This window comes from Streptomyces sp. NPDC001315 (genome assembly GCF_042896175.1).
In the GTDB taxonomy this organism is placed as follows: Bacteria; Actinomycetota; Actinomycetes; order Streptomycetales; family Streptomycetaceae; genus Streptomyces.
Genome location: NZ_JBIAWZ010000001.1, coordinates 1,039,567 through 1,061,436, shown reverse-complemented (window position 1 = coordinate 1,061,436; position 21,870 = coordinate 1,039,567). Strand labels below are relative to the sequence as shown.

The following is a 21,870-nucleotide window of genomic DNA, read 5'->3' as shown; positions in this document are numbered from 1 at the left end:
TCACCCTTCGTCTATACGGCGGTTTACCTCGTCGATGTAGCGCCTGACCAGCTTGCGGGCGGCCGTCAGGTCGATCGGTACGCTCTGCAGCGCCCGGGCCGCGGGGGCGTGCAGCTCGGCGAGCCGCCGGTCCTCCTCGCCGAAGTACCGTGCGGCGCGTACGCGGTGCAGCTCCAGGCTCGTGCGGAGGTCCTCATAGGTGTCGATCAGCGCTTGCAGGGCGTTGCCGAACCCTTCGACCTCGCGGCGGGCCCTGACGGCCTCCGCGTGGGCCGTGGCGAGTTCGGGGTTCGGCTCCGTGGTGCGGGCGACGGCCAGCCGGATCCGCAGGCGGGGCGCGGCACGCGGCGGGAGCCGGGGCGCGCCGAAGAACTTCAGTCCCCACTCGCTCTGCAGACGGGCCGCCTTCCCCTCCTTGGCGGCGAGCTGCCCGACGGCCGCCTGGACCTCTGCCGCGTTCACGCTCCTGGAGGCGGTTCCGCTGAGCGGTGCCGGGTCGAGGGACACGTCGTAGGGGAGTTCGGCGGGTGGCCGGTTCTCGAAACCCAGGACGAGTCGCAGGCCGCGCGCGCGGGCAGAGAGGGCCAGCGGCCTCAGCAGGTCCCGTACGAGGGCGTCCGGGTCGGCGGCCCGGTCGACGCGGCCCACCACCACACAGGCGGACGGCTTACGACGCAGCAGTTCCAGCACCGCCTCGTGGTCGTTGCCGGCATGCAGCCCGAACCGGCCGACCAGATAGCCGCGCACCTCGGCGACGGATTTGTCGCAGGCGTCGTAGGCCGCGTCGATGGAGCCCAGCCCGAGGACCGTGTCACCGGGCGCCCCACTGAGCTCGGCGTCGGAGACGGTCGCCCGGGACGCCGGGTCGGCCGTGCGCACGAGACGCACCAGCCACGAGGAGCCCGCCCTGAGCGAGGAGTCGGTGGCGACGACGGCGGTACCCGCCCAGCCGCCTTCGAGCAGCCGGGTGAGTTCCTGGGTCATGGCGAGCCGGAGCGGGTCGTCCAGCACGTCCTTGGGCAACCCGCCGCCGGACGGCTCCAGTTCGTTGGACCGGTGGCCGCCGGTGAAGTCGTTGATCTGCGGCAGATGGGTCAGGATCGTCTCGGTCGGCAGCATCCAGGCCGCCCTGGCCTCACCGTCGACGTAATCCGCCACCACGATGCCGATGACGTGCCTGTCGAACGCGCCGCCCAGCGCCATCACTCCGGCGCCCGAGTAGCCCTTCTCGATCCAAGGATCGCCCGCGTTCACCCGCTGCAGCTGACCCCACTCGCCCTGACGGCCGCCGGCGCCCACCAGCACGGCCTCCGTGCTGATCCCGTACGGTTCGGCCCGCGGGAAACCGTACACACGCACTTTGCCGCCGGAGAGAGGTGCCTTCCACAGCCTGGTCCGGTTCCCGCAGCCGGCCGGCTCGTCGAGCCGGAGCAGCGCCACGTCACCGCGCCGGGTGCCGTTCTCGTGCACCCAGGAGTCCGGGGCCACGCGTGCGACGCGCGTCCACTCCGGGCTGCACGCCACGCTCCTGATCAGCACGCCGGACGCGGTTCCCCGTGGTTCCGCGCCGGCGTCCCGGACGACGTGTGCGCAGGTCAGCACGTGCATGTCGTCGAGAAGCACACCGGCACCACAGGGACTTCCCCCCTCGTCGTCCACCCTCACCCGCCACGGATTCTCCCTGTGGTGATGCGCCGTCATCCTTCCAAGGTATGGCAACTTCCGCCTCATGAGCCCGAGTTGTCGGCGCGAACCATGTCCGGAGGCGCACTCGGCGCACCACGGGGTTGCGTTCATGAAGAAACCGCCACTGCGGACAACCGTCACATCGCCGAAATACGACCGTCCCATCCCCGCCAAGAACACGATCTACCGTGGAGACCACACCCCAAGCCCGGCCGCCGTCGCCCGAAGGCTCACCCCCGCCCTCGCACAGACGACAGGAGCCTCCCGTGTACCGCCCCGCTGCTCCGCCCCTTCCGCCCTGGCTCGCCCATGCGCTCCGCGCCCAGCGCGGGCCGGTTCCCTGGAGCGCGGTCGTGCGTGGCGCGCTGGCCGCCGGGCCGCTGCTCCTCGCCGCCGTTCTTCTCGGCCGTACGTCCCTCGGAGTGATCGCCGCGATCGGCGCCATGCTCGCCGGGATCAACGACCGGCCCGGCAGCCGGCGGGCCTCGGTGAAGCGGATCGGGGTGCCCGCGGCCGCGGGCGCGGCCGGGCTGCTCGTCGGGACGTACACCGGGCAGCATGTCGGGGCGGTCGTGCTGACCGTGCTCCTCACCCTCGTCGGGCTGGTCGCCGGGAGCGTCAGTGCCGTCGGGCCCGTCGCCTCCGGGGCCGGAACGCAGTTGCTCGTCGCGTCCGCGATCGGGGCCGGGATGCCGCTGCCGGAGCCGGGATGGCAGCGGGCGCTCGCCTTCCTGGCGGGCGCCGGGTGGCTGCTCGGGCTGCGACTGGCTCTCCCCACGCCCGGTGCCATCGCCGGGGACTTCCGGTTCGACGGGGAGCGGGACGCCGTGGCGGCCGTGTACGACGCCGTCGCCGTACTGCTCGAAGCCGTCGGGACGGACGACGCCACCGCCCGGCGCGCAGCGCTCACCGCGGCGCTCGATCACGCGCAGGACGCCCTCGCCGGGCCCCGGCTGCGGCGGTACGCGAGTTCCGCGGCCGAGCAGCGGCTGCACGCGCAGTACGCCGCCGCGCTACCGCTCGCCGAGGCCGCGACCGCGCTCGCCTGGGCGGGCGAGGCCGTCTCCGGCCGCGTGTCCGAGGGGCCCCGGCGGCTCGCCGCCGCGGTACGGGGCAACACGTACACCGGGCCGCTGCCCGCGCCCCACCGTTCCGCGCCCGCCCTGCGCGCCCTCGACGACGCCCTGTTGCACGCCGCCGACGCCTTCGACCAGGGCAGGGGGCGCGACCTGCACATCCGCAGGCGCACCGCCGGGACCCTGCTCCGGTCCGTGTTCGGGGCCGGCGGGCGGGAGTACGGTCTGCGGGTCGCGCTGTGCTTCGGGGCCAGCGCGGCCGCCGCCCAGGCCCTGCACCACGCCCGCTGGTACGGGCCGCACGAGCACTGGTACTGGCTGCCCGCCACCGCCGTCTTCCTCGTCAAGCCCGACCTCGGGCCGCTCGCCTCACGCGTGCTGTGCCGTGCGGCCGGCACGGTCCTGGGCGCCCTCGTCTTCGCCGGGTTCGCCGCCGTGCTGCCGCGGCCGGAAGGGCTCATCGCGCTCGTGGCCGTCAGCGGTGCCCTGATTCCCGTCGCCACGCGGCACTTCGCCGCCCAGACCGCCGTCGTCACCGTGCTCGTCCTGGCCCTCGTCATGGTCGGCGGCGAGCCACAGGCCTCCGTCGGCCGCATCGGCGAGACCCTGCTGGCCTGCGCGATCGTCCTGATCGTCGGCCATGTGCCGATGCCGGGGCAGCGCGGCGGGGGCGTACGGGCCCGGCTCGCGGCGGCGAGCGAGGCGGCGCACGCGTACCTCGCGCATGTCCTGCGGGAGTCGGACGGCCAGGGCCTGCGAAGCGACGGCGGCCGTGTCCTGCGTGGGCACGGGGGATACGGGGCATACGACGCCGAGGCGACCGACTCCGACACCCGTGCCCTGCGCTGGACCCTCCGCCGCGAGGCCTACCGGACGCTCGCCGAGGCCCGCACCGCCATCGCCCTCGCCGCCGCCGAACTTCCCGCGCTCGCGCGGCACGCCGAGGGCACCGACGAGATCGTCGCCACCCTCGAACGGCTCGTCGACACGACCACGGCGTGCGCCGTGCACCTCGACGACACCGGCCGCCTCACGCGCGGGCACACCGAGCGGCTCGCCGAGCTGCTGGACGACCTGGCGAAGAGGCGCAGGCGGGTGGGGCTACGACTGCCGGAGCTTCCGCTCGCGGGGTAGCGCGGTGTGCGGGCACGGTGTGCACCAGCACCGCACCGGGTGTCGTCCGCCCACCGGGCACATCCCCCGCGCCTCGGCCGCGCTCAGTGAACACGTTCGTTATCAGGATGAGTACGAGAACTGACATGGATGGTGCCCATGGGTTCGGAAAGTTACCGGATCCTCACACAGCGCGGTGAACGAGTGTCAACTACGTCTCAGTCCCGTCACTGAGCGAGGCGTCCGACCCCCAGAAGGCGTTAACTCCTACAAAGAACGACGCTTTCTGGAGGTGCAGGGTGGTGAACGGGCGAACAGTGCTCGAGCGCTTTCCCGCGGGTGGGCCGCGCGGTTCGTGGCCTGCGGAGGAGTTCGCGCACGCGCGGCGTCAGGAGGGCCTGCCCGCCGAGGTCGTCATGGACCTCGCGACGGACACGTTCCTGGTGATCGTCCGCGGCGGCGACACGGAGTGAGCGGCGACAGGGCAAGACGACTCAGCCCGCCTTCGGGGCGGGCAGCTTCGTCGTGAACTGCTCGGCCTGGAGCGCGTACAGCTCCGCGTAGACCCCGCCGCTGGTGAGGAGTTCGTCGGGCGTACCGGACTCCACCAGCCGGCCCTGGTCGAGGACGTGCACCAGGTCGGCATGGCGCACGGACGCCAGCCGGTGGGTGATGAGGACGACCGTCTGCCCGGTGCCGGCCAGCGCCCGGATCTTCTCGAAGACCTCCAGCTCGGCCCGGGCGTCCAGGGCGGCAGTCGGTTCGTCCACGATCAGGATGCGCCCGCGCCGGTAGGCGGCCCGCGCGATGCCGAGCCGCTGCCACTGCCCGCCGGACAGCTCGTGCCCGCCGCTGAAGTTCCGGGCCAGCAGGGTGTCCAGGCCCCGGGGCAGGTCCGCGACCACCTCCTCCGCGCCGGCCTCGCTGATCGACGCGGTCAACCGCTCCTCGGTCAGGGGCGCCGAGGAGCGGCCGACGGCGACATTGACCCGGGCCGTGAACGGCCACCGTTTGAAGTCCTGTGCCACCATCGCGATCCGCTCGGCCAGCCGGCGCCGGTCGGCGGTCGCCGCGTCGACGCCGTCCCACAGGATCCGCCCCCGGTCCGGCTTGTACAGCCCCGCGAGCAGCTTGACCAGGGTCGTCTTGCCCGAGCCGTTCTCGCCGACGAGCGCGATGATCCGACCGAGGGGGAAGGTGAGGCTGACGTCGTCGAGCGCGGGACGGGCGGAGTCTCCCGGATAGCTGAACGTGACGTTCTCGAAACTGATCTCCCGCGGGTCCTCCGGCAGCGGCGTGCCCCCGGCCGGGATGGCACGGTCGGCCGCCTCGACGTACAGGCGCTCCAGATCGCCCACGAACAAGGCCTCCTCGTGCAGCGCGTTCACCTCCAGGACCAGCGTGTCCAGGCTCGCGGAGCCGGTGCGGATCGCGATCACGGCCGTGCCCGCCACGGACAGCGCCATCGTGCCGGTGAGCAGCAGACCGCCGAGCGTCGCGTACGTCGCCACCGTCGCCAGCCCTGTCCAGGCCGCCGCGATCAGGCCGGTGCGGGCCGCGAGCCGGGCCAGCCGGGCCTGCTCCGCCTCCGCGGTCTCCGACATCGCCCGGAAGTGGCGCAGCAGGAACGGGCCGACCCCGTGCACCCGGATCTCCGGCGCGGCCGCCGGTTCGGTGAGCAGACCGCTGATGAGGTGTCCGGCGCGGGCGTGCTGCACCCAGATGTGGAAGGACTCGTAGCGGCGCCGGGCGTTGGTCAGGGCGCTCCACGCGCTCGGCAGGGTCATCGTCACCAGCAGCGGGAGCAACGCCGGGTGCAGCACGGTCAGGACGCCGGCCGCCGCGACGAGCGAGATCATCGCGTTCACCACGCGCGTGCCGTACATGATCATCCGACGGGCGGAGGAGGCGCCGTACTGTGCGGTGTCCAGCAGCTTGTGGAAGGCGTGGTCCTCGATCGCGGACAGCTCCACGGCCGCCGCCCGCTCCAGGTACAACTCGGTCGCCACCCGCTCCACCTTGGGCTCGAGCCGACCGGTGGCGTATGTCGACGCGGCGCGTAGCAGCGCCCCGACCAGGAGGACGGTGGCCATGGCGGCCAGGGCGGGGACGGCGCCGCGCAGCCGGTCCTCGAGGGGGCCTGTGCCCATCAGCCGGCCCAGCACGCTGTTGACCGCGAGCAGGCTCACCGCCTGCGCCAGGCCCTGGACCGCCTCCGCGGTCAGCACGGCCCGCGCGGCGCCGCGGTCGGCCTGCCGGGCCAGCCGGAAGCTGGAGGTGAGCAACGCGGGCAGACGGGTCAGCATGGCGCGGAAGTTCAGTTCGAGGAAGGCGTCCGCGTGCTGGTTCCAGCCCATGTCGTAGCGGAGGGGACCGCCGAAGAGCAGCCGCTCCGACTCGGACACCTCGGGTTTGCCCGCGTCGCGCCGCTTTGCCACCGTCGACCTCCCCCGATCGCGGACGAACGGCCACGATGACGAACGGCCACCATGACGAACGGCCACTATTGCGGGAGGTGCTGCTTCAGGGCAGGGCGCACATCGGGGAAGCGGGAGCGCGCGGGCGTACGCGGGGGGCGGCGCCGGCGGGGTCGTCGGGAGACATTCCTCCCAGGGGCAGCCCCGTCGTGGGGAGGGCAGTCCTGCCGGGGCGGTCCCCGTCGTAGGGAGACGGTCCTCCCGGGGCGGTCCCCCGGGTCACGCGCTGATCGGGCGCGACCAGGTCGGCGTGGTTCCCGTCAGCCGGCACAGCGTCAGATAGAGCGGGATCGGCGGCGTGTACGGAACTGTGTCGTCCGGTCGGTGGATGAGAACCGGGGTGCGCGCGGAGTCCGGGACGAGCGCCCCGGTGGCGTAGTGCGCGGGCGCGGGCCACTCCAGGGCGTAGTCGGAGTCGGACGGGACGATCCACCACCAGTGTGTCCCGTCGGCGTAGACGCATCCCACGCGGGGCAGGCGGGGCAGCACCAGAGGTCCGAAGTGCGCGGGTACCGCCACCGCGTCGCAGCCCAGCGGGACGGTCATGCCGTCGGGGACGGCGAGACGGCGGGGAGCGGGCGGGGTGTGCGGACCGCGCCGCAGCCGTACGAGTGTGTCCATGGTGAACACCTGGCCCGGGCCGGATGCGGCGCTCACTCGCTGCCCCGGTCTTGGCCTCGCTCGAGCGGGGGGACCTCTGCGATCCCCGTTCCGCGCCGCTCCTGCCGCGGCTCGTCGTCGTCACCCGGGCCGCCGGGCGGACCGGGCTTCGGGCGGGCGCCCCAACCCAGGTCGTTGTGGGGCTCGTCGAGGTCGCGCGGGGCGTCGGCGTCGCGTGGGGTGTCGGCGTCGCGTGGGATGTCGGCGTCGCGGGGGAGCTCCGCCCAGACGAGCAGGCCGGGGCCGTGCTCCTGGGTGCCCCAGGAGTGGCACAGGGCTTCTATCAGGAGCAGTCCCCGCCCGTGTTCCTCCTCGGGCCGCTGCGGGGACGGGTGGGGCTCACCCGGCGCGCAGCCCTCGTCGCGCACGGCTATGCGCACCCGGTCGTCGCCGTCGTGCAACTCGCAGACGACGCGACTGCTTGCGGTGTGCACGATCGCGTTGGTGACCAGCTCGGATATGACCAGAGCCGCCGTGTCGCAGGTGTCCTCGCACACCGACCAGCCGGTCAGCCGGGCCCGTGCCAGACGTCTGGCCTGCGCGGGCGAACCCGGGTGTGCGGCCAGCTCGAAGCGGAACCGGCGTTCGGTGGCGGCCCTGACGGGGCCGGATCCCTCCGCCACCCTCGAACGGGCTTGAGCGGGGGGACCCCCATCGGCGCCGAGACCGAGGAGGCGGCCTGCGGCGGCGTCTGTTCCTAAGGGCGCGGACGGAATCACGCTTGCCACTATCGCCCCGCCGTGAACACTTGGCAAGTGTCACTCTGAAAAATGCAGAGTGCTGTGTGACGCGGTGGAAGGCCGTGGCACACTGCTCGCAACAGCACTTCGAGCGGCGCCAGTTGGGATCACCGGAGATCCGTCCAGATCTTCGAATGGGTCTTCGAATGGCGCCGTAGGGCTGTCAGGATTCCTCTGCCGTTCCTTCGTATCCGGGCTGACCGGACTGGCCGGACTGACGGCGCTCTGGGTGACTGGCGGCCTGTCAGAACTCTTTGTGGAGGTGGAGCGTGAGCGAACCGCGGTCCGCGCCGACCGTGGGGCAGGTCGTCCTCGGCAGGCGCCTGCTGGACCTGCGGGAACGCGCCGGACTCAAGCGCGAGGAGGCCGCCCGTATCCTTCGGGTCGCCCCCGCCACGGTCCGCCGCATGGAGATGGCCGAGGTCACGCTCAAGATCCCGTACCTCCAACTGCTCCTGAAGGCCTACGGCGTCTCCGACGGCGAGGCCGAGGCGTTCGTCCAGTTGGCCGAGGAGGCCAACCAGCCCGGCTGGTGGCAGCGGTTCCACGACATCCTGCCCGGCTGGTTCTCGATGCACGTCAGCCTGGAGGGCGCGGCCGGCCTCATCCGCCAGTACGAGCCCCACTTCGTGCCCGGACTGCTCCAGACCGAGGACTACGCGCGCGGGGTCCTGAAATCGGGCGCCATCGGCCAGACGAGCCCCGACGACATCGAGCGCCATGTCGCACTGCGCATGCAGCGCCAGGGACTGCTCACCCGTCAGGACGCACCCCGGCTGTGGGTCGTGATGGACGAGACCGTGCTGCGCCGCCCGGTCGGCGATGCGGAGGTGATGCGAGCCCAGATCGACAAGCTGCTCGACGCCACGAAGCTGCCCAACGTGACGCTGCAGATCGCCCCGTTCGCCAACGGGCCGCATCCCGGCACGTACGGCCCCTTCGTGCTGTTCCGATTCGCCGTGCCCGAACTTCAGGACATGGTCTACAGCGAGTACCTGACCGGCGCCGTCTACCTCGACGCGCGTGCCGAGGTGGCGACCCACCTCGAGGTCATGGACCGCATGGCGGCGCAGGCCGCCACCGCACATCGCACGAAGGAGATCCTCCGGGATCTCCGCAAGGAGTTGTGAATGGATCGCATCAAGTCCCAGCCCAAGCAGCGGATCCGCACCGAGCGGGTCTACAACGGCATGCCCGCGGCGGAGTTGGGCAGCGAGGGTTGGCACAAGCCGTGGAGCGGCGGCAACGGGGGCAACTGCCTGGAGGCCATGAAGCTGGCGGACGGCCGGATCGCCGTCCGCCAGTCCACCGACCCCGACGGGCCGGCGCTGATCTACACGTCCGACGAGATGACGGCCTTCATCGAAGGCGCGAAGGCGGGGGAGGCGGACTTCCTGCTGTCCTGAACGACCTGGCTTGATTGTTCTGTCGCTCGACCTCGCTAAGCCGATTTCTGACTCAGATTCCTCGACAACTTTCTTATCTTGGCTCCGACTTGATCACCCACCGCGCCAGACACTTACGGAGTGCCGCATGACTGGGCAGGACCACCCCACCGGCGCCGTCCAGATGGACACCGACCGACCGCATCCCGCGAGGATGTACGACTGGTACCTCGGCGGCAAGGACAACTACCCCGTCGACGAGGCGATGGGCAAGCAGATGCTCGCCCTCGACCCGCGCGTCCCGGTGATGGCCCGGGTCAACCGCGCGTTCATGCATCGCGCCACGCGCTGGCTGGCCGAGAACGGCGTACGGCAGTTCCTGGACATAGGCACCGGCATCCCGACCGAGCCGAACCTGCACCAGATCGCCCAGGGCGTCGCGCCCGACGCCCGCGTCGTCTACTGCGACAACGACCCGATCGTGCTGGCCCACGCGGCGGCCCTGCTGCGCAGCACGCCCGAGGGCGTGACCGAGTACCTGCAGGCCGACGTGCGGGACCCGGCCGGCATCGTCGAGGGGGCCAGGAAGATCCTCGACTTCGACCGGCCGATCGCGCTGTCCCTGGTCGCGCTGCTGCACTTCATCTCCGACGAGGACGGTGCGCACGAGCTGGTCGACCGGCTGCTGTCCGAACTTCCCTCCGGCAGTTACCTGATGATGACCCATGCCACCGCCGACTTCACACCGGAGGAGTCTGCGGCGGCGACCGAGAAGCTCCGGGCGGCCGGCGTCACCCTGGCGCTCCGCTCCCGCGACGAGTTCAGCCGCTTCTACGACGGTCTGGACCTGGTCGAGCCCGGAGTCTCGATCGTGCACGAGTGGCACCCGGAACTGGGCGAGCCGGTCCCGGGGCAGGACGACGGGGTCATTCCGGGGTACGGGGCGGTGGGGCGCAAGAGGTGAGGCGTACGGGGCGGTAAGGCGTCCGGGGCGGTGGGGGCACGGTAAAGGACTCGGTGGCTGCCGCGGCTTCACGGTGGCGGCAGCACCCCCGCAGAGTGCCTCGGCAGCGCAGCACGCACCCGGCACAGCGCTTCACGGTGGCGGCAGCACCCCGCACAGCGCGTCGAGTGCCGCCCCGTACGCGTGGTCCGAGGGCGTCGCGTAGCCCACCACCAGCCCGTCCCGCGCCGCCATGTCCGTCTCCGGGTGCCGGAACGCGGCGAGGCCGTCCAGCGCCACGCCCTGCCAGACGGCCGCCTTGACCGTGGACCGCTCGGTGCCCGGGGGCAGCCGGAGCACCGCGTGCAGACCTGCCGCGACCCCGGTGGCCTCGACGTGCGGGGCCCGCGCGGCGAGCGTTTCGACGAGTCGGTTGCGGCGGCTCCGGTAACGCTGCCGCATACGCCGCACATGACGGTCGTACGACCCCGAGACGATGAAGTCGGCGAAGCTCAGCTGGTCCAGCACGCTCGCCCACGCCTCGCGTACGCCCTTGGCGGCCAGTACGTCCCCGACGTACCGCTCCGGCAGGACCATCCAACCCAGCCGCAGTGCCGGCGACAGGCTCTTGCTGACCGAGCCGATGTGGATCACCCGCTCGGGGTCGAGGCCCTGGACGGCGCCGACGGGCTTGCGGTCGTAGCGGAACTCCCCGTCGTAGTCGTCCTCGATGACCACCCCGTCACGCGTGCGTGCCCAGTCGATCAACGCAGCCCGGCGCGCGGCGTGCAGCGGACCGCCGGTCGGGAACTGGTGCGCGGGCGTGAGCAGCGCGGCCCGCTCGCGCTCCAACCCGTCGACGAGCGCCCCGTGTTCGTCCAGGGACAGGGGCACGGTCCGCACCCCCGCCATGGCGAGCAGTTCCCGGTGGAAGCCCAGCCCGTACGCCTCTACGGCCAGCGGGCCGCGCAGTACACCTCCTGCGCCCTGCCCGAACAGCAGCCGCAGGGCGTGTGCGAAGCCGGAGCAGATCACGATCCGGCCCGGCTCCGTGCGTACGCCACGCGCGCGTGCCAGGTACTCGGTGAGGGCCTCCCGCAGCTCGACACGGCCGGCCGGATCGCCTGGCCCGAACACCTCGGCCGGCGCCTGCTGGAGGGCCCGCCGGTAGGAGGCGAGCCACGCCGCGCGCGGGAAGGACGACGCGTCCGGGGTGCCCTGCCGCAGATCGTGCCGTGGGCCACGCGCGCGTGGGGGTGCCTTTTTGGGCACGCGTGCGGCGTGTCGCAGGGGCTCGGCCCGTTGGGCGACCCGTGTGCCCGAGCCCTGGCGGGCGGTCAGCCAGCCCTCCGCGACGAGCTCCGCGTACGCGTCCGCCACCGTGTTGCGTGCGACGCCGAGGTCTGCGGCGAGCGAGCGGTACGGCGGCAGCCGGGTGCCGGGAGCCAGTCGGCCGTTGCGCACGGCGTCGCGCAGCGCCCGGATGAGCGTGGCCCGGCGACCGCCAGGCTCGGACAGCGACAGCTCCAGATGCAGGTCGCTGCCGATCCGCTCCGCCGAATTGACCCACGATTCTGCCATGGAAATGCACCCTACAAGAGGTCTTTCCGGACCGTAGGTTGATGGACATGACGACGAACTCGAACACGAACTCGGACACGAACATGACCGCGAACACGACCGCGAACACGATGAACCGCCTCAACTTCGCGAAGGCCGCCCCGAAGGTCTTCCGCGCCCTCATCGGCTTCGACGCAGCGGCTCGCGACGCCCTCGACCCGGCCCTCGTCGAACTCGTCCAGATCCGCGCCTCGCACCTCAACCACTGCGCCTACTGCCTCCACATGCACACCAACGACGCCCGCAAGGCCGGTGAGAGCGAGGACCGGCTGCACATGGTCGCCGTCTGGCGAGAGGCCCGCCACTTCTTCACCGAGAAGGAACAGGCGGCCCTCGCCCTGACCGAGGCGGTGACCCTGGTGTCCGACGCCGGCGTCCCGGACGACGTCTACGCCCAGGCCGCCGCCCACTTCGACGAGCAGGAGCTGGCGCACCTACTGGCCCTGATCTTCGCGATCAACACGTGGAACCGAGTGGCGCTGTCGACGGCGAAGGTCGCGGGCACGGACGAGCGGCGCTAGCTGCCGCGGGCCCGTCGTACGACTCTGGGGTCGTCATACAGCTGCGGGGCAGTCATACATACGGCGGCAGTGGGTCAGTCATACGGCCATGGGCCTGTCGTACGGCCCGATCGGGGCCGGAAGCTGGGAACTGCCCGTCAGATAACGGTCGACGGCCGCGGCCACCGCTCGCCCCTCCGCGATCGCCCACACGATGAGCGACTGTCCACGTGCCGCGTCCCCGGCGGCGAACACCCCGGGGACGTTTGTCGCGAAGTCGCCGTCCCGGGTGATCGTGCCGCGCGGCTCGAGTCCCAGCCCCAGCTGGTCGACGAGCCCATCCTCCCGGTCGGGTCCGGAGAAGCCGAGGGCCAGCAGGACGAAGTCGGCGGGGAGTATCCGTCCGGAACCGGTCACCGGCCGACGCTGCGCGTCCACCTCGACCAGATGCAGCGACCGTACATGCCCGCTCCCGTCGCCGGTGAAGCGGAGCGTGGACGCCGCGAACAGCCGCGCGTCCGCGTCCGCAGCCGGTGCCGTCTCCAGATCGCGGGCCTCCTCGTGCGCGGCCGACAGCCGGTAGACCTTCGGGTAGGTGGGCCAGGGCTCGGCGTCCTCGTCGCGCTCGGCGCCCGGCTGCGCGTAGATGTCCAACTGCGTGACGGACGCGGCTCCGTCACGCACCGCGGTCCCCAGACAGTCCGCTCCGGTGTCGCCGCCGCCGACGATCACGACGTGCTTGCCCGCGGCGGACATCGGGGACGCCTTCAGATCCCCCTCACACACCCGGTTGGCCAGCGGCAAGTACTCCATCGCCTGGTGGATGCCGGTCAACTCGCGGCCCGGAACGTTCAGTTCCCGCCACGCGGTGGCTCCCGTGGCGATCACCACGGCGTCGTACCGCGCCCGCAGCTCGGCGGCCTCGACGTCCCGCCCGACCGCCGTCGACGTACGGAACTTGGTCCCCTCGGCCCGCATCTGCTCCAGCCGCCGCTCCAGATGATGCTTCTCCATCTTGAACGCGGGGATGCCGTACCGCATCAGTCCGCCGAGCCGGTCGTCCTTCTCGTACACGGCGACGGTGTGTCCGGCCCGCGTCAGCTGCTGGGCCGCGGCGAGCCCGGTCGGGCCCGAGCCGATCACCGCCACCGTCCGCCCGGACAGCCGGTCCGGCGGCCGGGGCGGCACGAAGCCCTCCTCCCAGGACCGGTCGGCGATCGCACACTCGACGTTCTTGATGGTGACGGCGGGCTGATTGATCGCGAGCACGCACCCCGCCTCGCACGGTGCCGGACACAACCGGCCCGTGAACTCGGGGAAGTTGTTCGTCGCGTGCAGCCGGTCGCTCGCCGCCCGCCAGTCCTCACGGGAGACCAGGTCGTTCCACTCGGGGATCAGATTGCCGAGCGGACAGGCTTCGTGGCAGAACGGTATGCCGCAGTCCATGCAGCGGTCTGCCTGCTTGCTGATGATGGGCAGCAGCGCCCCGGGGACGTACACCTCGTCCCAGTCCCGGACCCGTTCCTCGACCGGCCGGCGGGGCCAGTTCTGGCGGGGCGTGGTCATGAAACCCTTGGGATCGGCCATGGCCGTCTTCCTTGCTTGCGCGTGCGACGGGCCGTGCGTCATTCGGGCGGCACTCTTTCGGCCACGATACGTCTCCTCGACCGCACACGCAGAGCGGCCGACAGCGCTTTCCCCGCCCGGCGCCCTCTCCATCCGGCGCCTGCTTCGACCACTGCCTTCTCAGACGAGCGCCAGCAGGTACACGACCGCGGCGGCGGCCGAGGCGACCATGCGGACGTGGTTCCACATCGTCCACTCGCGCACGTACACCGGCCAGTAGGCGGCGGCTTCCGGAGTGCCCGCCTCCAGCTTCATCAGCTGCTCGTTGCGCGGCACGTTCGCGACCACCGTCACCCCGAAGGAACCAGCCAGGTACAGCGCACTGCCCAGCAGCAGCTCGACCGTCCCGTCGTCCGGCCACAGTACGAACGTCACCACGGCGATCACCGCGCACAGCGCGGCCACCCCGAGGAACACAAGCATGAACGCGGGTGTCATGGCGGAGGAGTTGATCGCGTTCATGGCGGCGACCCCCCGGGCCGGCGGCAGCGCCTTCAGCCCCCGCATGACCAGCACCGAGAAGGCACAGAAGACCACGGCCATCAGCCCCGCGCCGAGGACACCCAGCGCCGCCAGTACCACATACGGTCCATCGATCATGTCTACGTCAGCTCCCACCCGTCGAGCCGAGATCTTGCCCGGTACCTTCCGTCACCACAAGTGAAATCGCGTACGTGAACAGTGACTATGGTCGGGGAAAGCGCGGAGGCATGCGCGAGCGTCCCGCCCGCCCACCCGTGCAGCCCGCCCGCCCCTCACCTGGCGGAGCCGGGCCCGCCTCTTCGCCACGCCTCCAGTGCCGACTCCACGTCCGCCGCGATCCGCCGCCGCGCCTCGTGTCGCGGCACACCGCCCATCAGTAGCTGGTCGTACGGCGTGTCCAGGTGCCGTACGGAGGCCACGACCGCCGAGACCACCGCCCCTTCGGAGAGCGCCCGCCCGGCCGCACTGCGCCCCACCCGCCCACTGCCGCGCACCGAGGCGTGCGCCGCGATCGCCCGCGCCCGGCCTGCTGGACAGCCGGGGAGCAGCCGCCGTATCTCCGCCGCGAACGCGTCCGTGAACGCCACGTCCTCGGCCGCCCGCCGCCGGGCGTCCCGCACCCGGCGCCGCCGCCGCGCCTCCGCGTCCGCCAGACAACGCTCTTCGGCCCGGGCCAGCGCCGCCTCCTCGACCAGGACGCCCTGGCGCTCGTAGCGGGCCTTGCGCCGATTGAACCGCACGACCACCGCCGACAGCGCGCTCTCCTCGCGGGACCTGCGGGTCAGTGCCGTGTCGCCGCGCGGCAGGAAGACCAGATGGCCGAGGTCGGCGCAGTCGAGGCAGCGCGGCGCACCGTCCTCGAGGACGAGCATCGGCAGCGGCCCGCGACGACACCCGGCGCACTGCTTCCTCCGGAGCGGCTGAACGACGAGGAGTCCGGTACGGGGCGCGGGAGTTGCGAAGAACGCCATGCCGGGTTCTTTCCCGCTGGTGAGCCCGCTCTACGCCGGTCCGGGTCCGCCGGTCGTGCCCCCCGTCGGCGAACACCGAAACCCGCGTACGGTGCCGGCTCGGCACCTCGATCTCGTCGAGCACCGCACCACGGCGTCCGCGGACGACAGGTGCGACAGCGGGTGTGACGGGTGTGACAGCGGGTGTGACAGGTGTGACGAGTGCGATTGGACAGACGCATCGTCGGGTATCCGCTCACCCCCGAAGCGGTAGCGCCTGGTGCGCGGGGCGTCCTGCTCCAGTCCGCCGCCCGGCGTGAGCATCACCCAGTCGACGCCTCCGTCGCGCTCCTTCCGCAACCGCTCCAGCCCTGCCGTGTGCGCCAGCACGAAGGGCCGTATCTCCGGCGGAAAGGCCACGGGATCATCCATCGCCGGCCGCCCGTCCGCCCCGAGGAGGTTCGCCAACAGTCCCACGGCGACGACGCGCCCCACGCCCGTCCCGGCGAGTCCGCCCAGCAGGGACTGAGTAGGAGTGAGCCTGATCAGCCGCAGGGTTTTCGCTGGTGCTGGTGCGTTGGGGGATGAGTGGGGGGTGGGTTAGGTGCGGGCGTGGGCGTGGGCGTGGGGCGTGTGGCGTGGTGGTGACCGCCGCCGCCCCGGGGTGGCGCGGCATCATGGCCGTGTGCGACTCGAAGCGATCACCTGGGAACGGCTCGGCGACCTCCTCGCCGAGCGGCTGCTCGACCTGAAGCCGGGCGACGGCAGCCCCTGGCCGCGGATCGCCTTCGACGGGGCCCCGGCTGCCCGCCCCGGAGATCTCGCCGAGCGTGTCGCCGAGGCCCTGCGTATACGCGGCCGCCCCTCGCTCGTCGTCGGCACGGAGGGCTTCCTGCGCCCCGCCTCGCTTCGACTGGAATACGGCCATCACGATGTGGAGGCCTACTACAACGGCTGGTTCGACACCGGCGCCCTGTGGCGCGAGGTGTTCGGCCCTCTCGAACCGGGCGGCGACGGCCGGATCCTGCCCGATCTCTGGGACCCGGCCACCGACCGCGCCACCCGCAGCGCCTACGTCCAACTCCCGCCAGGCGGAATCCTGTTGCTGCACGGTCCCCTCCTGCTGCGTCACTGGTTCCCTTTCGACCTGACCGTCCACGTCCTCCTCTCGCCGCCCGCCCTGCGTCGCCGCACCCCCGAAGCCGATCACTGGACGCTCCCCGCCTTCGAGCAGTACGAGCAGGAGACCGACCCGGCCGGCACCGCCGACGTCCTGGTGCGTGCCGACGATCCGCGTCACCCGGCGTGGGGCGGCTGATCCAGCCGGGCAGAGATCCGCGAAAGCCCCTTCGTGCGCCTGTCGGTCTTCGGTCTCGCCGACCCCTGCACCTCGGTCGAGGTCCGCTGGACCGCCGAGATCGTCCCGGACGAGGGCAAGCGGCTCCCGTACGAGATGTCGCACAAGCACCTCGGCGTCGACCCGCCCGCCGAGAAGGAAGACGAGGCCTGCGTGATCATCCGTGTCGTCCCGTGGAAGATCCTGGGCTTCTCGGTCGGAACGCCGCCCCGCCCGGAGCTGCCGGTCAGAGCCAGCCGTTGCGTCGGAAGCCGCGGTACAGCACCAGACAGGCCACGGTTATCAGGCCGATGACGAGCGGGTAGCCGAACCGCCAGTGCAGCTCCGGCATGTGATCGAAGTTCATCCCGTACACGCCGCAGACCATCGTCGGTACGGCGATCACCGCGGCCCACGCTGTGATCTTCCGCATGTCCTCGTTCTGCGCGACCGTGACCTGGGCGAGGTGCGCCTGCAGAATCGAGTTGAGCAGTTCGTCGAACGAGGCGATCTGCTCCGTGGCCCGCAGCAGATGGTCGGAGACATCGCGGAAGTAGGCCTGTATCTCCGGGTCGACCGCCCGCATCGGTCGGTCGGAGAGGTCCAGGAGCGGCCGGCCGAGCGGGACCACCGCCCGCTTCAGCTCGAGGAGCTCCCGCTTGAGCTGGTAGATACGGCCCGGGTCGGCCCGCGCGCCGTCCGCCGCGAACACGTCCGTCTCGACCTGGTCGATGTCCGACTGCACCGAGTCGGTGACGTTGAGGTAGTCGTCGACCACGTGGTCCGCGATCGCGTGCAGCACCGCGGACGGCCCCTTGGCGAGTTGGTCGGGGTTGCTCTCCAACTCCTCGCGCAACGGACCCAGTGAGCCGTGTCGTCCGTGCCGCACCGAGATCACGAAGTCGCGGCCGACGAACACCATGATCTCGCCGGTGTTCACCACCTCGCTGGTCGCGGTGAGTTCCTCGTGTTCGACGTAGCAGACCGTTTTGAACACCGCGAACAACGTCTCGCCGTACCGCTCGACCTTCGGGCGCTGGTGGGCCTCGATCGCGTCCTCGACGGCCAGCGGATGCAGGTCGAACAGTTCGGCGATGCCCGCGAACTCCTGGTCGGTGGGCTCGTGGAGGCCGAGCCAGACGAAGCCGTCGCCGCTCTTGCGTACCTGCTCCACGGCGTCGACCAGATCGCGGCCGCCCGGGGCCCGGACGCCGTCCCGGTACGTCACGCAGTTCACCACGGAGGAGCCCAGCGGGGACCGCGCGGGATGACTCAGGTCGACGCGCGGGCGCCGCCGGGTCAGCCGTGCCACCTTGCGGAGGCCGCCGACCCTGCCGAGGCCGGTGACCTTCCGCAAATTCCCTGCCATGGACATCTGGATCTCCTTGCGTGGATCTCCTTGCGCCGCATTTCTGCGCCCTGGCGTGCCAGTTTGCCAGGCCTGCGTGAGGGGCGGGTAAGCCTGTGGAAACGGAGGATTCCGCTTTGTTCCCGGCTGTGGACGAATCGGCCCCCGGCTGTGCGGGGACTGATTTCCGACGGCGGGCGGATGGGCTGCCGACGGCGGACAGCTCGTCGTACCGAGGGTCGACTGTCCGGGGCAAGCGGGGCAACTGGGATGATCACGGCATGACGCAAGACGATGGGTATCTTCTCGACAACCAGCAGACCGAGGCGGCAGAGCGTTTCGACGCCTTCACAGCCCTCTTCGACCCCACGACGTTCCGGCACCTGGCGGGACTCGGCGTCGGGCCCGGCTGGCGTTGCTGGGAAGTCGGCGCAGGCGGCACCTCCGTGGTGTCCTGGCTGGCTGAGAAGGTCGGGCCGACCGGCAAGGTCGTCGCGACCGACATCGACACCTCGCAGCTGGCCGAGGCGGCCCGTCCGCCGGTCGAGGTGCGCGTCCACGACGTGGGTGCGCAGGAGCCGCCGGGGGAGGACTTCGACCTTGTGCACGCCCGGCTCGTCCTCGTCCACGTGCCGGACCGGGAGCGGGCGTTGCGGTCGATGATCAAGGCCCTGCGCCCCGGCGGACGGCTCCTGGTCGAGGACGCCGACCCCGCTCTGCAGCCCCTACTGTGCCCCGAGGAGTACGGCCCCGAGCAGCAGTTGGCGAACCGGCTGCGGCACGGCTTCCGTGAACTCCTGGCCGACCGCGGCGCCGACCTCGCCTATGGGCGCAAGCTCCCGCGGCTGCTTCGCGAGGCCGGGCTGCGCCAGGTCGAGGCCGACGCGTACTTCCCGGTCGCCTCACCTGCCTGCACCGCCCTGGAGTCCGCCACGGTCCGTCAGATCCGTGACCGGCTCGTCACCGCCGGCCTGGCCACGGACGAGGACATCGACCGCCATCTGGCGAACGTGGCCGCCGGCAGCATGGACCTGGCCACCGCTCCGATGATCTCGGCGTGGGGGCGTAAGGCGTAGGAGGCCGGGCCTCCTCTCGCCGGGGTGATCGACGGCAGCGACGTGGCTTGGGCCCGCGCTTCCGCCCTGTGGTCCGCTGCCTCAGCGGGAGCGGGTGGTCTCCCGCCCGCCCGTTCGACAGCCTGCGCACCCTCGTGCGGCACCCTGCTCCCCGCCGCCGCTTCCTCGAGCTCGGCGCCGGGGAGCAGAGGCGGTTCTCCTCGCACAGGGGTGACCGAGGTCTCCGACGTGGCTTGGGCCCGCACAACGCCCTGTGGTCCGCTGCCCTCACTCGGAGCCAGGTGGTCTCCCGCCTGTCCGCTCGACCGCCTGCGCCCCCGCGCGGCACCCTTCCGTCGTCGCTTCCTCGGGCTCGGCGCCGGCGAGCAGGGACGCGAGGAACGCGCCCGTGAAGGCGTCGCCGGCTCCCGTGGTGTCCTGGGGGGTCGCCGGCGCGGCGGGGACCCGGGCCCGCACCGTGCCGGACCGGGCCACCAACGCACCGTCGGCGCCCTGTTTGGCGACCACCAGCGGGACGTGGCGGCTCAGCTTGGCCGCCGCGTCCGCCACATCGGGCAGCCCGGTGAGCAGGTGTGCCTCGTCCCGGCTCGGCAGCAGGACCTCCACGCCGGCGACGAGGTCCAGGAAACGGTCGACGCCCAGCTCCACGAGGAAGCCGGCCGAGGCCGGGTCCAGGCTCACCGGCACTCCACGCGCGCGTGCCGACTCCATCGCCACCGCGACCATTGCCCGGCTCGGTTCCGAGAACAGCAGGTAACCCGACAGGTGCAGCCACGCGACCCCGTCGAGCAGCCCCTCCGACCAGTCACCCGGGTCGAGCCGCAGACACGCGCCGCTGTCGGTGAGAAACGTGCGCTCTGCCGCGGCGCCCGTGTCGACCAGGCAGATCACCGTCCCGGTCGGCGCCTGCGGGTCCACGACGAGCCGGGGACGCACCCCGTGGCGAGTCAGCTCCAGCTCGTGCCACGCGGCCGCGTCCGCACCCACCCGCCCGAGCAGCCGCACATCCGGACAACCCCAATGGGCGGCCCAGCACGCCACGTTGGCGCCCGCGCCACCTGGCAGGGTCCGGATCGAGGCGGCCGTGTCGGTGCCGGAGGAGAGCGGACCCCGATGCCGGGCCACGATGTCCGTCACCACGTCCCCGACGACCAGCAGTGCGCCGCCGTCCCGCCGGGCGGTCACCCCCCGGACCACGCCGCCGCGATCCGGCCCGCCAGCCGCACGTTGCCGCGCACGGCTGCCAGATTGGCGCTCAGCGAGGCACCGTCCGTGTGGCGCACGAGATAGTCGAGCAGGAACGGCGTCACCGCCTGTCCGGTGACATCCTTCTCCTCACACGCGTGCAGCGCGTCGGCGAGCACGCGCGCGTGCAGCTCGGGATCCAGCTGCTCTTCCTCGGGGACGGGATTGGCGACGATCAGCGCCGACTCCGGCCCGCCGAGCGCGTCCTGTGCCCGCATGACGTCCGCCACCTGTCGCGGAGTCTCGAGCGTCCAGTCCACGGGATGGCCCGAGTCGGACAGGTAGAAGCCGGGGAAGCGGTCCGTGCCGTACCCGGCCACCGCTACGCCCAGCGTCTCCAGTCGCTGCAGTGTCGCCGGCACGTCCAGGATGGACTTCACGCCCGCGCACACCACCGTGATCCGCGTACGCGCCAACAGGCCCAGGTCCGCCGACTCGTCCTGCGTCACCGTCCATTCGCGGTGCACCCCGCCGAGTCCACCCGTCGCGAACACCCGTACGCCCGCGAGCGCGGCCAGCAGCGCGGTCGCCGACACCGTCGTCGCCCCGCTCGCCCCGGAGGCCACCGCGAGCGGCAGGTCACGATGGCCCAGCTTGCGGATCCCCTCTTCGTTCGCGACCCGCTCCAACTGTTCCTTGTCCAGGCCGACAAGGGGCCGCCCGTCGAGTACGGCGATAGTGGCCGGGACGGCGCCTTCCTGCCGCACGGCCGCCTCCAGCTCCAGCGCCACCTGCAGGTTGCGCGGGCGCGGCAGCCCGTGCGCGATGATCGTGGACTCCAGGGCCACGACAGGCCGACGCGCGTCGATCGCTTCCCGCACCTCTTCGGACACCAACAGCACCACGCGCCTGCCTCCCGTCTCGCGGTCTTCCCTCATCTCTGGCGGGCGGCGTGACCGGTCAAACCCTTGGAGACTGTGGGGGACGCCACCGGTGGGCACCCTTCCCCTCCGTACGCCTCAACGGCCGGCGCCGTCCTTGGTCCTGCGTCCGGGCCATCAGAAGAGCGGCTCGGGCAGCACCCCTTCCAGCGCGAGCAGCTTCCGCTTGGTCTCCAGGCCGCCCCCGAACCCGCCGATACCGCCGTCGCTCTCGACGACCCGGTGGCAGGGCACGACCACGGGCAGTGGATTGGAACCCATCGCCACACCCACCGCCTGGGCCGCGCCAGGCTGACCGACCCGCCCAGCCAGATCGCCATAGCCGACGACCGCGCCGAAGGGGACGCCGGACGCCAGTTCCCGCAGAACCTGCCGGTTGAAGCCCGAGATCAGCGACCAGTCCAGCGGCAGCTCGAAGGCGCGCCGCTCACCCGCGAAGTACGCCTCGACCTGGCGTATCGCCTCGGCCAGCAGCGGGGAGCCGGGCGCCTCGACGGGCTCGGTGCCCAGCCGGTCCGCGAGCCGGTGGAGCGCCTTGTCACGCGCCGTGTCCGTGGCGTGGAACACGACGTTGACCAGGCCCTCGCCGGTCGCGGCCAGCAGCAGCGGACCGATGTCGGTGGCGAGGACGGTCCACACGACCTGCTGCTCGTACTGCCCATGGCTGTTCATGCGACCCACCGTACGGCCCGCCACTGACAACACCCCGGGGAACGGGCACCGGC

General features: G+C 71.9%; 20 protein-coding genes. 8 read left to right on the top strand and 12 right to left on the bottom strand.

Going from position 1 to position 21,870, the window contains the following annotated elements; translation table 11 throughout:
• Positions 1–1,701, bottom strand: a complete 1,701-nt coding sequence (locus ACFY16_RS04670; RefSeq protein ID WP_390645598.1) for a trypsin-like serine peptidase — start codon at positions 1,699–1,701, stop codon at positions 1–3.
• A gap of 251 nt (positions 1,702–1,952) precedes the next feature.
• Between ACFY16_RS04670 and ACFY16_RS04665 the strand changes: the two genes are divergently transcribed.
• Together ACFY16_RS04665 and ACFY16_RS04660 are read left to right on the top strand one after the other, a co-directional pair.
• The gene (locus ACFY16_RS04665) at positions 1,953–3,896 is read left to right on the top strand and encodes an FUSC family protein (RefSeq protein WP_390645597.1); all 1,944 of its coding nucleotides are present in this window, start codon (positions 1,953–1,955) and stop codon (positions 3,894–3,896) included.
• Between the two features lie 281 nt (positions 3,897–4,177).
• A complete protein-coding gene (locus tag ACFY16_RS04660) occupies positions 4,178–4,348 on the top strand; it encodes a hypothetical protein (protein WP_351142327.1) in 171 nt (56 codons plus the stop codon).
• 21 nt (positions 4,349–4,369) lie between these two features.
• On the opposite strand, the gene ACFY16_RS04655 is transcribed toward ACFY16_RS04660, so the two are convergent.
• The 3 genes from ACFY16_RS04655 to ACFY16_RS04645 form a co-directional block, all read right to left on the bottom strand.
• Positions 4,370–6,313, bottom strand: a complete 1,944-nt coding sequence (locus ACFY16_RS04655; protein ID WP_390645596.1) for an ABC transporter ATP-binding protein — start codon at positions 6,311–6,313, stop codon at positions 4,370–4,372.
• Between the two features lie 258 nt (positions 6,314–6,571).
• Positions 6,572–6,973, bottom strand: coding sequence for a hypothetical protein (locus ACFY16_RS04650; RefSeq protein ID WP_390645595.1), 402 nt, complete (start codon positions 6,971–6,973; stop codon positions 6,572–6,574).
• Positions 6,974–7,005: 32 nt separating this feature from the next.
• A complete protein-coding gene (locus tag ACFY16_RS04645; RefSeq protein ID WP_390645594.1) occupies positions 7,006–7,740 on the bottom strand; it encodes an ATP-binding protein in 735 nt (244 codons plus the stop codon).
• Between the two features lie 281 nt (positions 7,741–8,021).
• On the opposite strand from ACFY16_RS04645, the gene ACFY16_RS04640 reads away from it, so the two are divergent.
• From ACFY16_RS04640 to ACFY16_RS04630, 3 genes are all read left to right on the top strand, one after another.
• On the top strand, positions 8,022–8,882 hold the full coding sequence (locus ACFY16_RS04640; RefSeq protein WP_390645593.1) for a helix-turn-helix transcriptional regulator: 861 nt from the start codon (positions 8,022–8,024) through the stop codon (positions 8,880–8,882).
• Positions 8,883–9,158 carry a DUF397 domain-containing protein gene (locus tag ACFY16_RS04635; protein ID WP_390645592.1) on the top strand — a complete coding sequence of 92 codons (276 nt, stop codon included), beginning with the start codon at positions 8,883–8,885 and terminating at the stop codon, positions 9,156–9,158.
• Positions 9,159–9,285: 127 nt separating this feature from the next.
• The gene (locus ACFY16_RS04630; RefSeq protein ID WP_390645591.1) at positions 9,286–10,101 is read left to right on the top strand and encodes an SAM-dependent methyltransferase; all 816 of its coding nucleotides are present in this window, start codon (positions 9,286–9,288) and stop codon (positions 10,099–10,101) included.
• A 132-nt stretch (positions 10,102–10,233) separates the two neighbouring features.
• On the opposite strand, the gene ACFY16_RS04625 is transcribed toward ACFY16_RS04630, so the two are convergent.
• Positions 10,234–11,661 (bottom strand): PLP-dependent aminotransferase family protein, encoded by a 1,428-nt coding sequence (locus ACFY16_RS04625; RefSeq protein ID WP_390645590.1) that lies wholly within the window; start codon positions 11,659–11,661, stop codon positions 10,234–10,236.
• A gap of 47 nt (positions 11,662–11,708) precedes the next feature.
• Between ACFY16_RS04625 and ACFY16_RS04620 the strand changes: the two genes are divergently transcribed.
• Positions 11,709–12,221 (top strand): carboxymuconolactone decarboxylase family protein, encoded by a 513-nt coding sequence (locus ACFY16_RS04620; protein ID WP_390645589.1) that lies wholly within the window; start codon positions 11,709–11,711, stop codon positions 12,219–12,221.
• Positions 12,222–12,299: 78 nt separating this feature from the next.
• Here the strand turns inward: ACFY16_RS04620 and ACFY16_RS04615 are convergent, their stop codons facing one another.
• The 3 genes from ACFY16_RS04615 to ACFY16_RS04605 form a co-directional block, all read right to left on the bottom strand.
• Complete coding sequence (locus tag ACFY16_RS04615; RefSeq protein ID WP_390645588.1) at positions 12,300–13,787, bottom strand: glutamate synthase subunit beta; 1,488 nt, start codon at positions 13,785–13,787, stop codon at positions 12,300–12,302.
• A 159-nt stretch (positions 13,788–13,946) separates the two neighbouring features.
• Positions 13,947–14,426: a DUF1772 domain-containing protein gene (locus ACFY16_RS04610; RefSeq protein ID WP_390645587.1), complete on the bottom strand. Its 480-nt coding sequence runs from the start codon at positions 14,424–14,426 to the stop codon at positions 13,947–13,949.
• A 155-nt stretch (positions 14,427–14,581) separates the two neighbouring features.
• Positions 14,582–15,280: a DUF2293 domain-containing protein gene (locus tag ACFY16_RS04605; protein ID WP_390645586.1), complete on the bottom strand. Its 699-nt coding sequence runs from the start codon at positions 15,278–15,280 to the stop codon at positions 14,582–14,584.
• A gap of 664 nt (positions 15,281–15,944) precedes the next feature.
• Here ACFY16_RS04605 and ACFY16_RS04600 point away from each other — a divergent pair.
• Positions 15,945–16,577 (top strand): uridine kinase, encoded by a 633-nt coding sequence (locus tag ACFY16_RS04600; protein ID WP_390645585.1) that lies wholly within the window; start codon positions 15,945–15,947, stop codon positions 16,575–16,577.
• A gap of 265 nt (positions 16,578–16,842) precedes the next feature.
• On the opposite strand, the gene ACFY16_RS04595 is transcribed toward ACFY16_RS04600, so the two are convergent.
• A complete protein-coding gene (locus tag ACFY16_RS04595) occupies positions 16,843–17,970 on the bottom strand; it encodes a magnesium and cobalt transport protein CorA (RefSeq protein ID WP_390645584.1) in 1,128 nt (375 codons plus the stop codon).
• Positions 17,971–18,224: 254 nt separating this feature from the next.
• On the opposite strand from ACFY16_RS04595, the gene ACFY16_RS04590 reads away from it, so the two are divergent.
• Positions 18,225–19,019 (top strand): methyltransferase domain-containing protein, encoded by a 795-nt coding sequence (locus ACFY16_RS04590; protein ID WP_390645583.1) that lies wholly within the window; start codon positions 18,225–18,227, stop codon positions 19,017–19,019.
• 267 nt (positions 19,020–19,286) lie between these two features.
• Here the strand turns inward: ACFY16_RS04590 and ACFY16_RS04585 are convergent, their stop codons facing one another.
• From ACFY16_RS04585 to ACFY16_RS04575, 3 genes are all read right to left on the bottom strand, one after another.
• Positions 19,287–20,204, bottom strand: coding sequence for a carbohydrate kinase family protein (locus tag ACFY16_RS04585; RefSeq protein WP_390645582.1), 918 nt, complete (start codon positions 20,202–20,204; stop codon positions 19,287–19,289).
• Entirely contained in the window at positions 20,201–21,109 is a 909-nt protein-coding gene (locus tag ACFY16_RS04580) for a pseudouridine-5'-phosphate glycosidase (RefSeq protein ID WP_390645581.1), read from the bottom strand. The genes ACFY16_RS04585 and ACFY16_RS04580 overlap by 4 nt, the downstream gene beginning before the upstream one ends.
• A 153-nt stretch (positions 21,110–21,262) precedes the next feature.
• A complete protein-coding gene (locus tag ACFY16_RS04575; RefSeq protein WP_390645580.1) occupies positions 21,263–21,817 on the bottom strand; it encodes a methylated-DNA--[protein]-cysteine S-methyltransferase in 555 nt (184 codons plus the stop codon).
• Between the last annotated feature and the right edge of the window lie 53 nt (positions 21,818–21,870).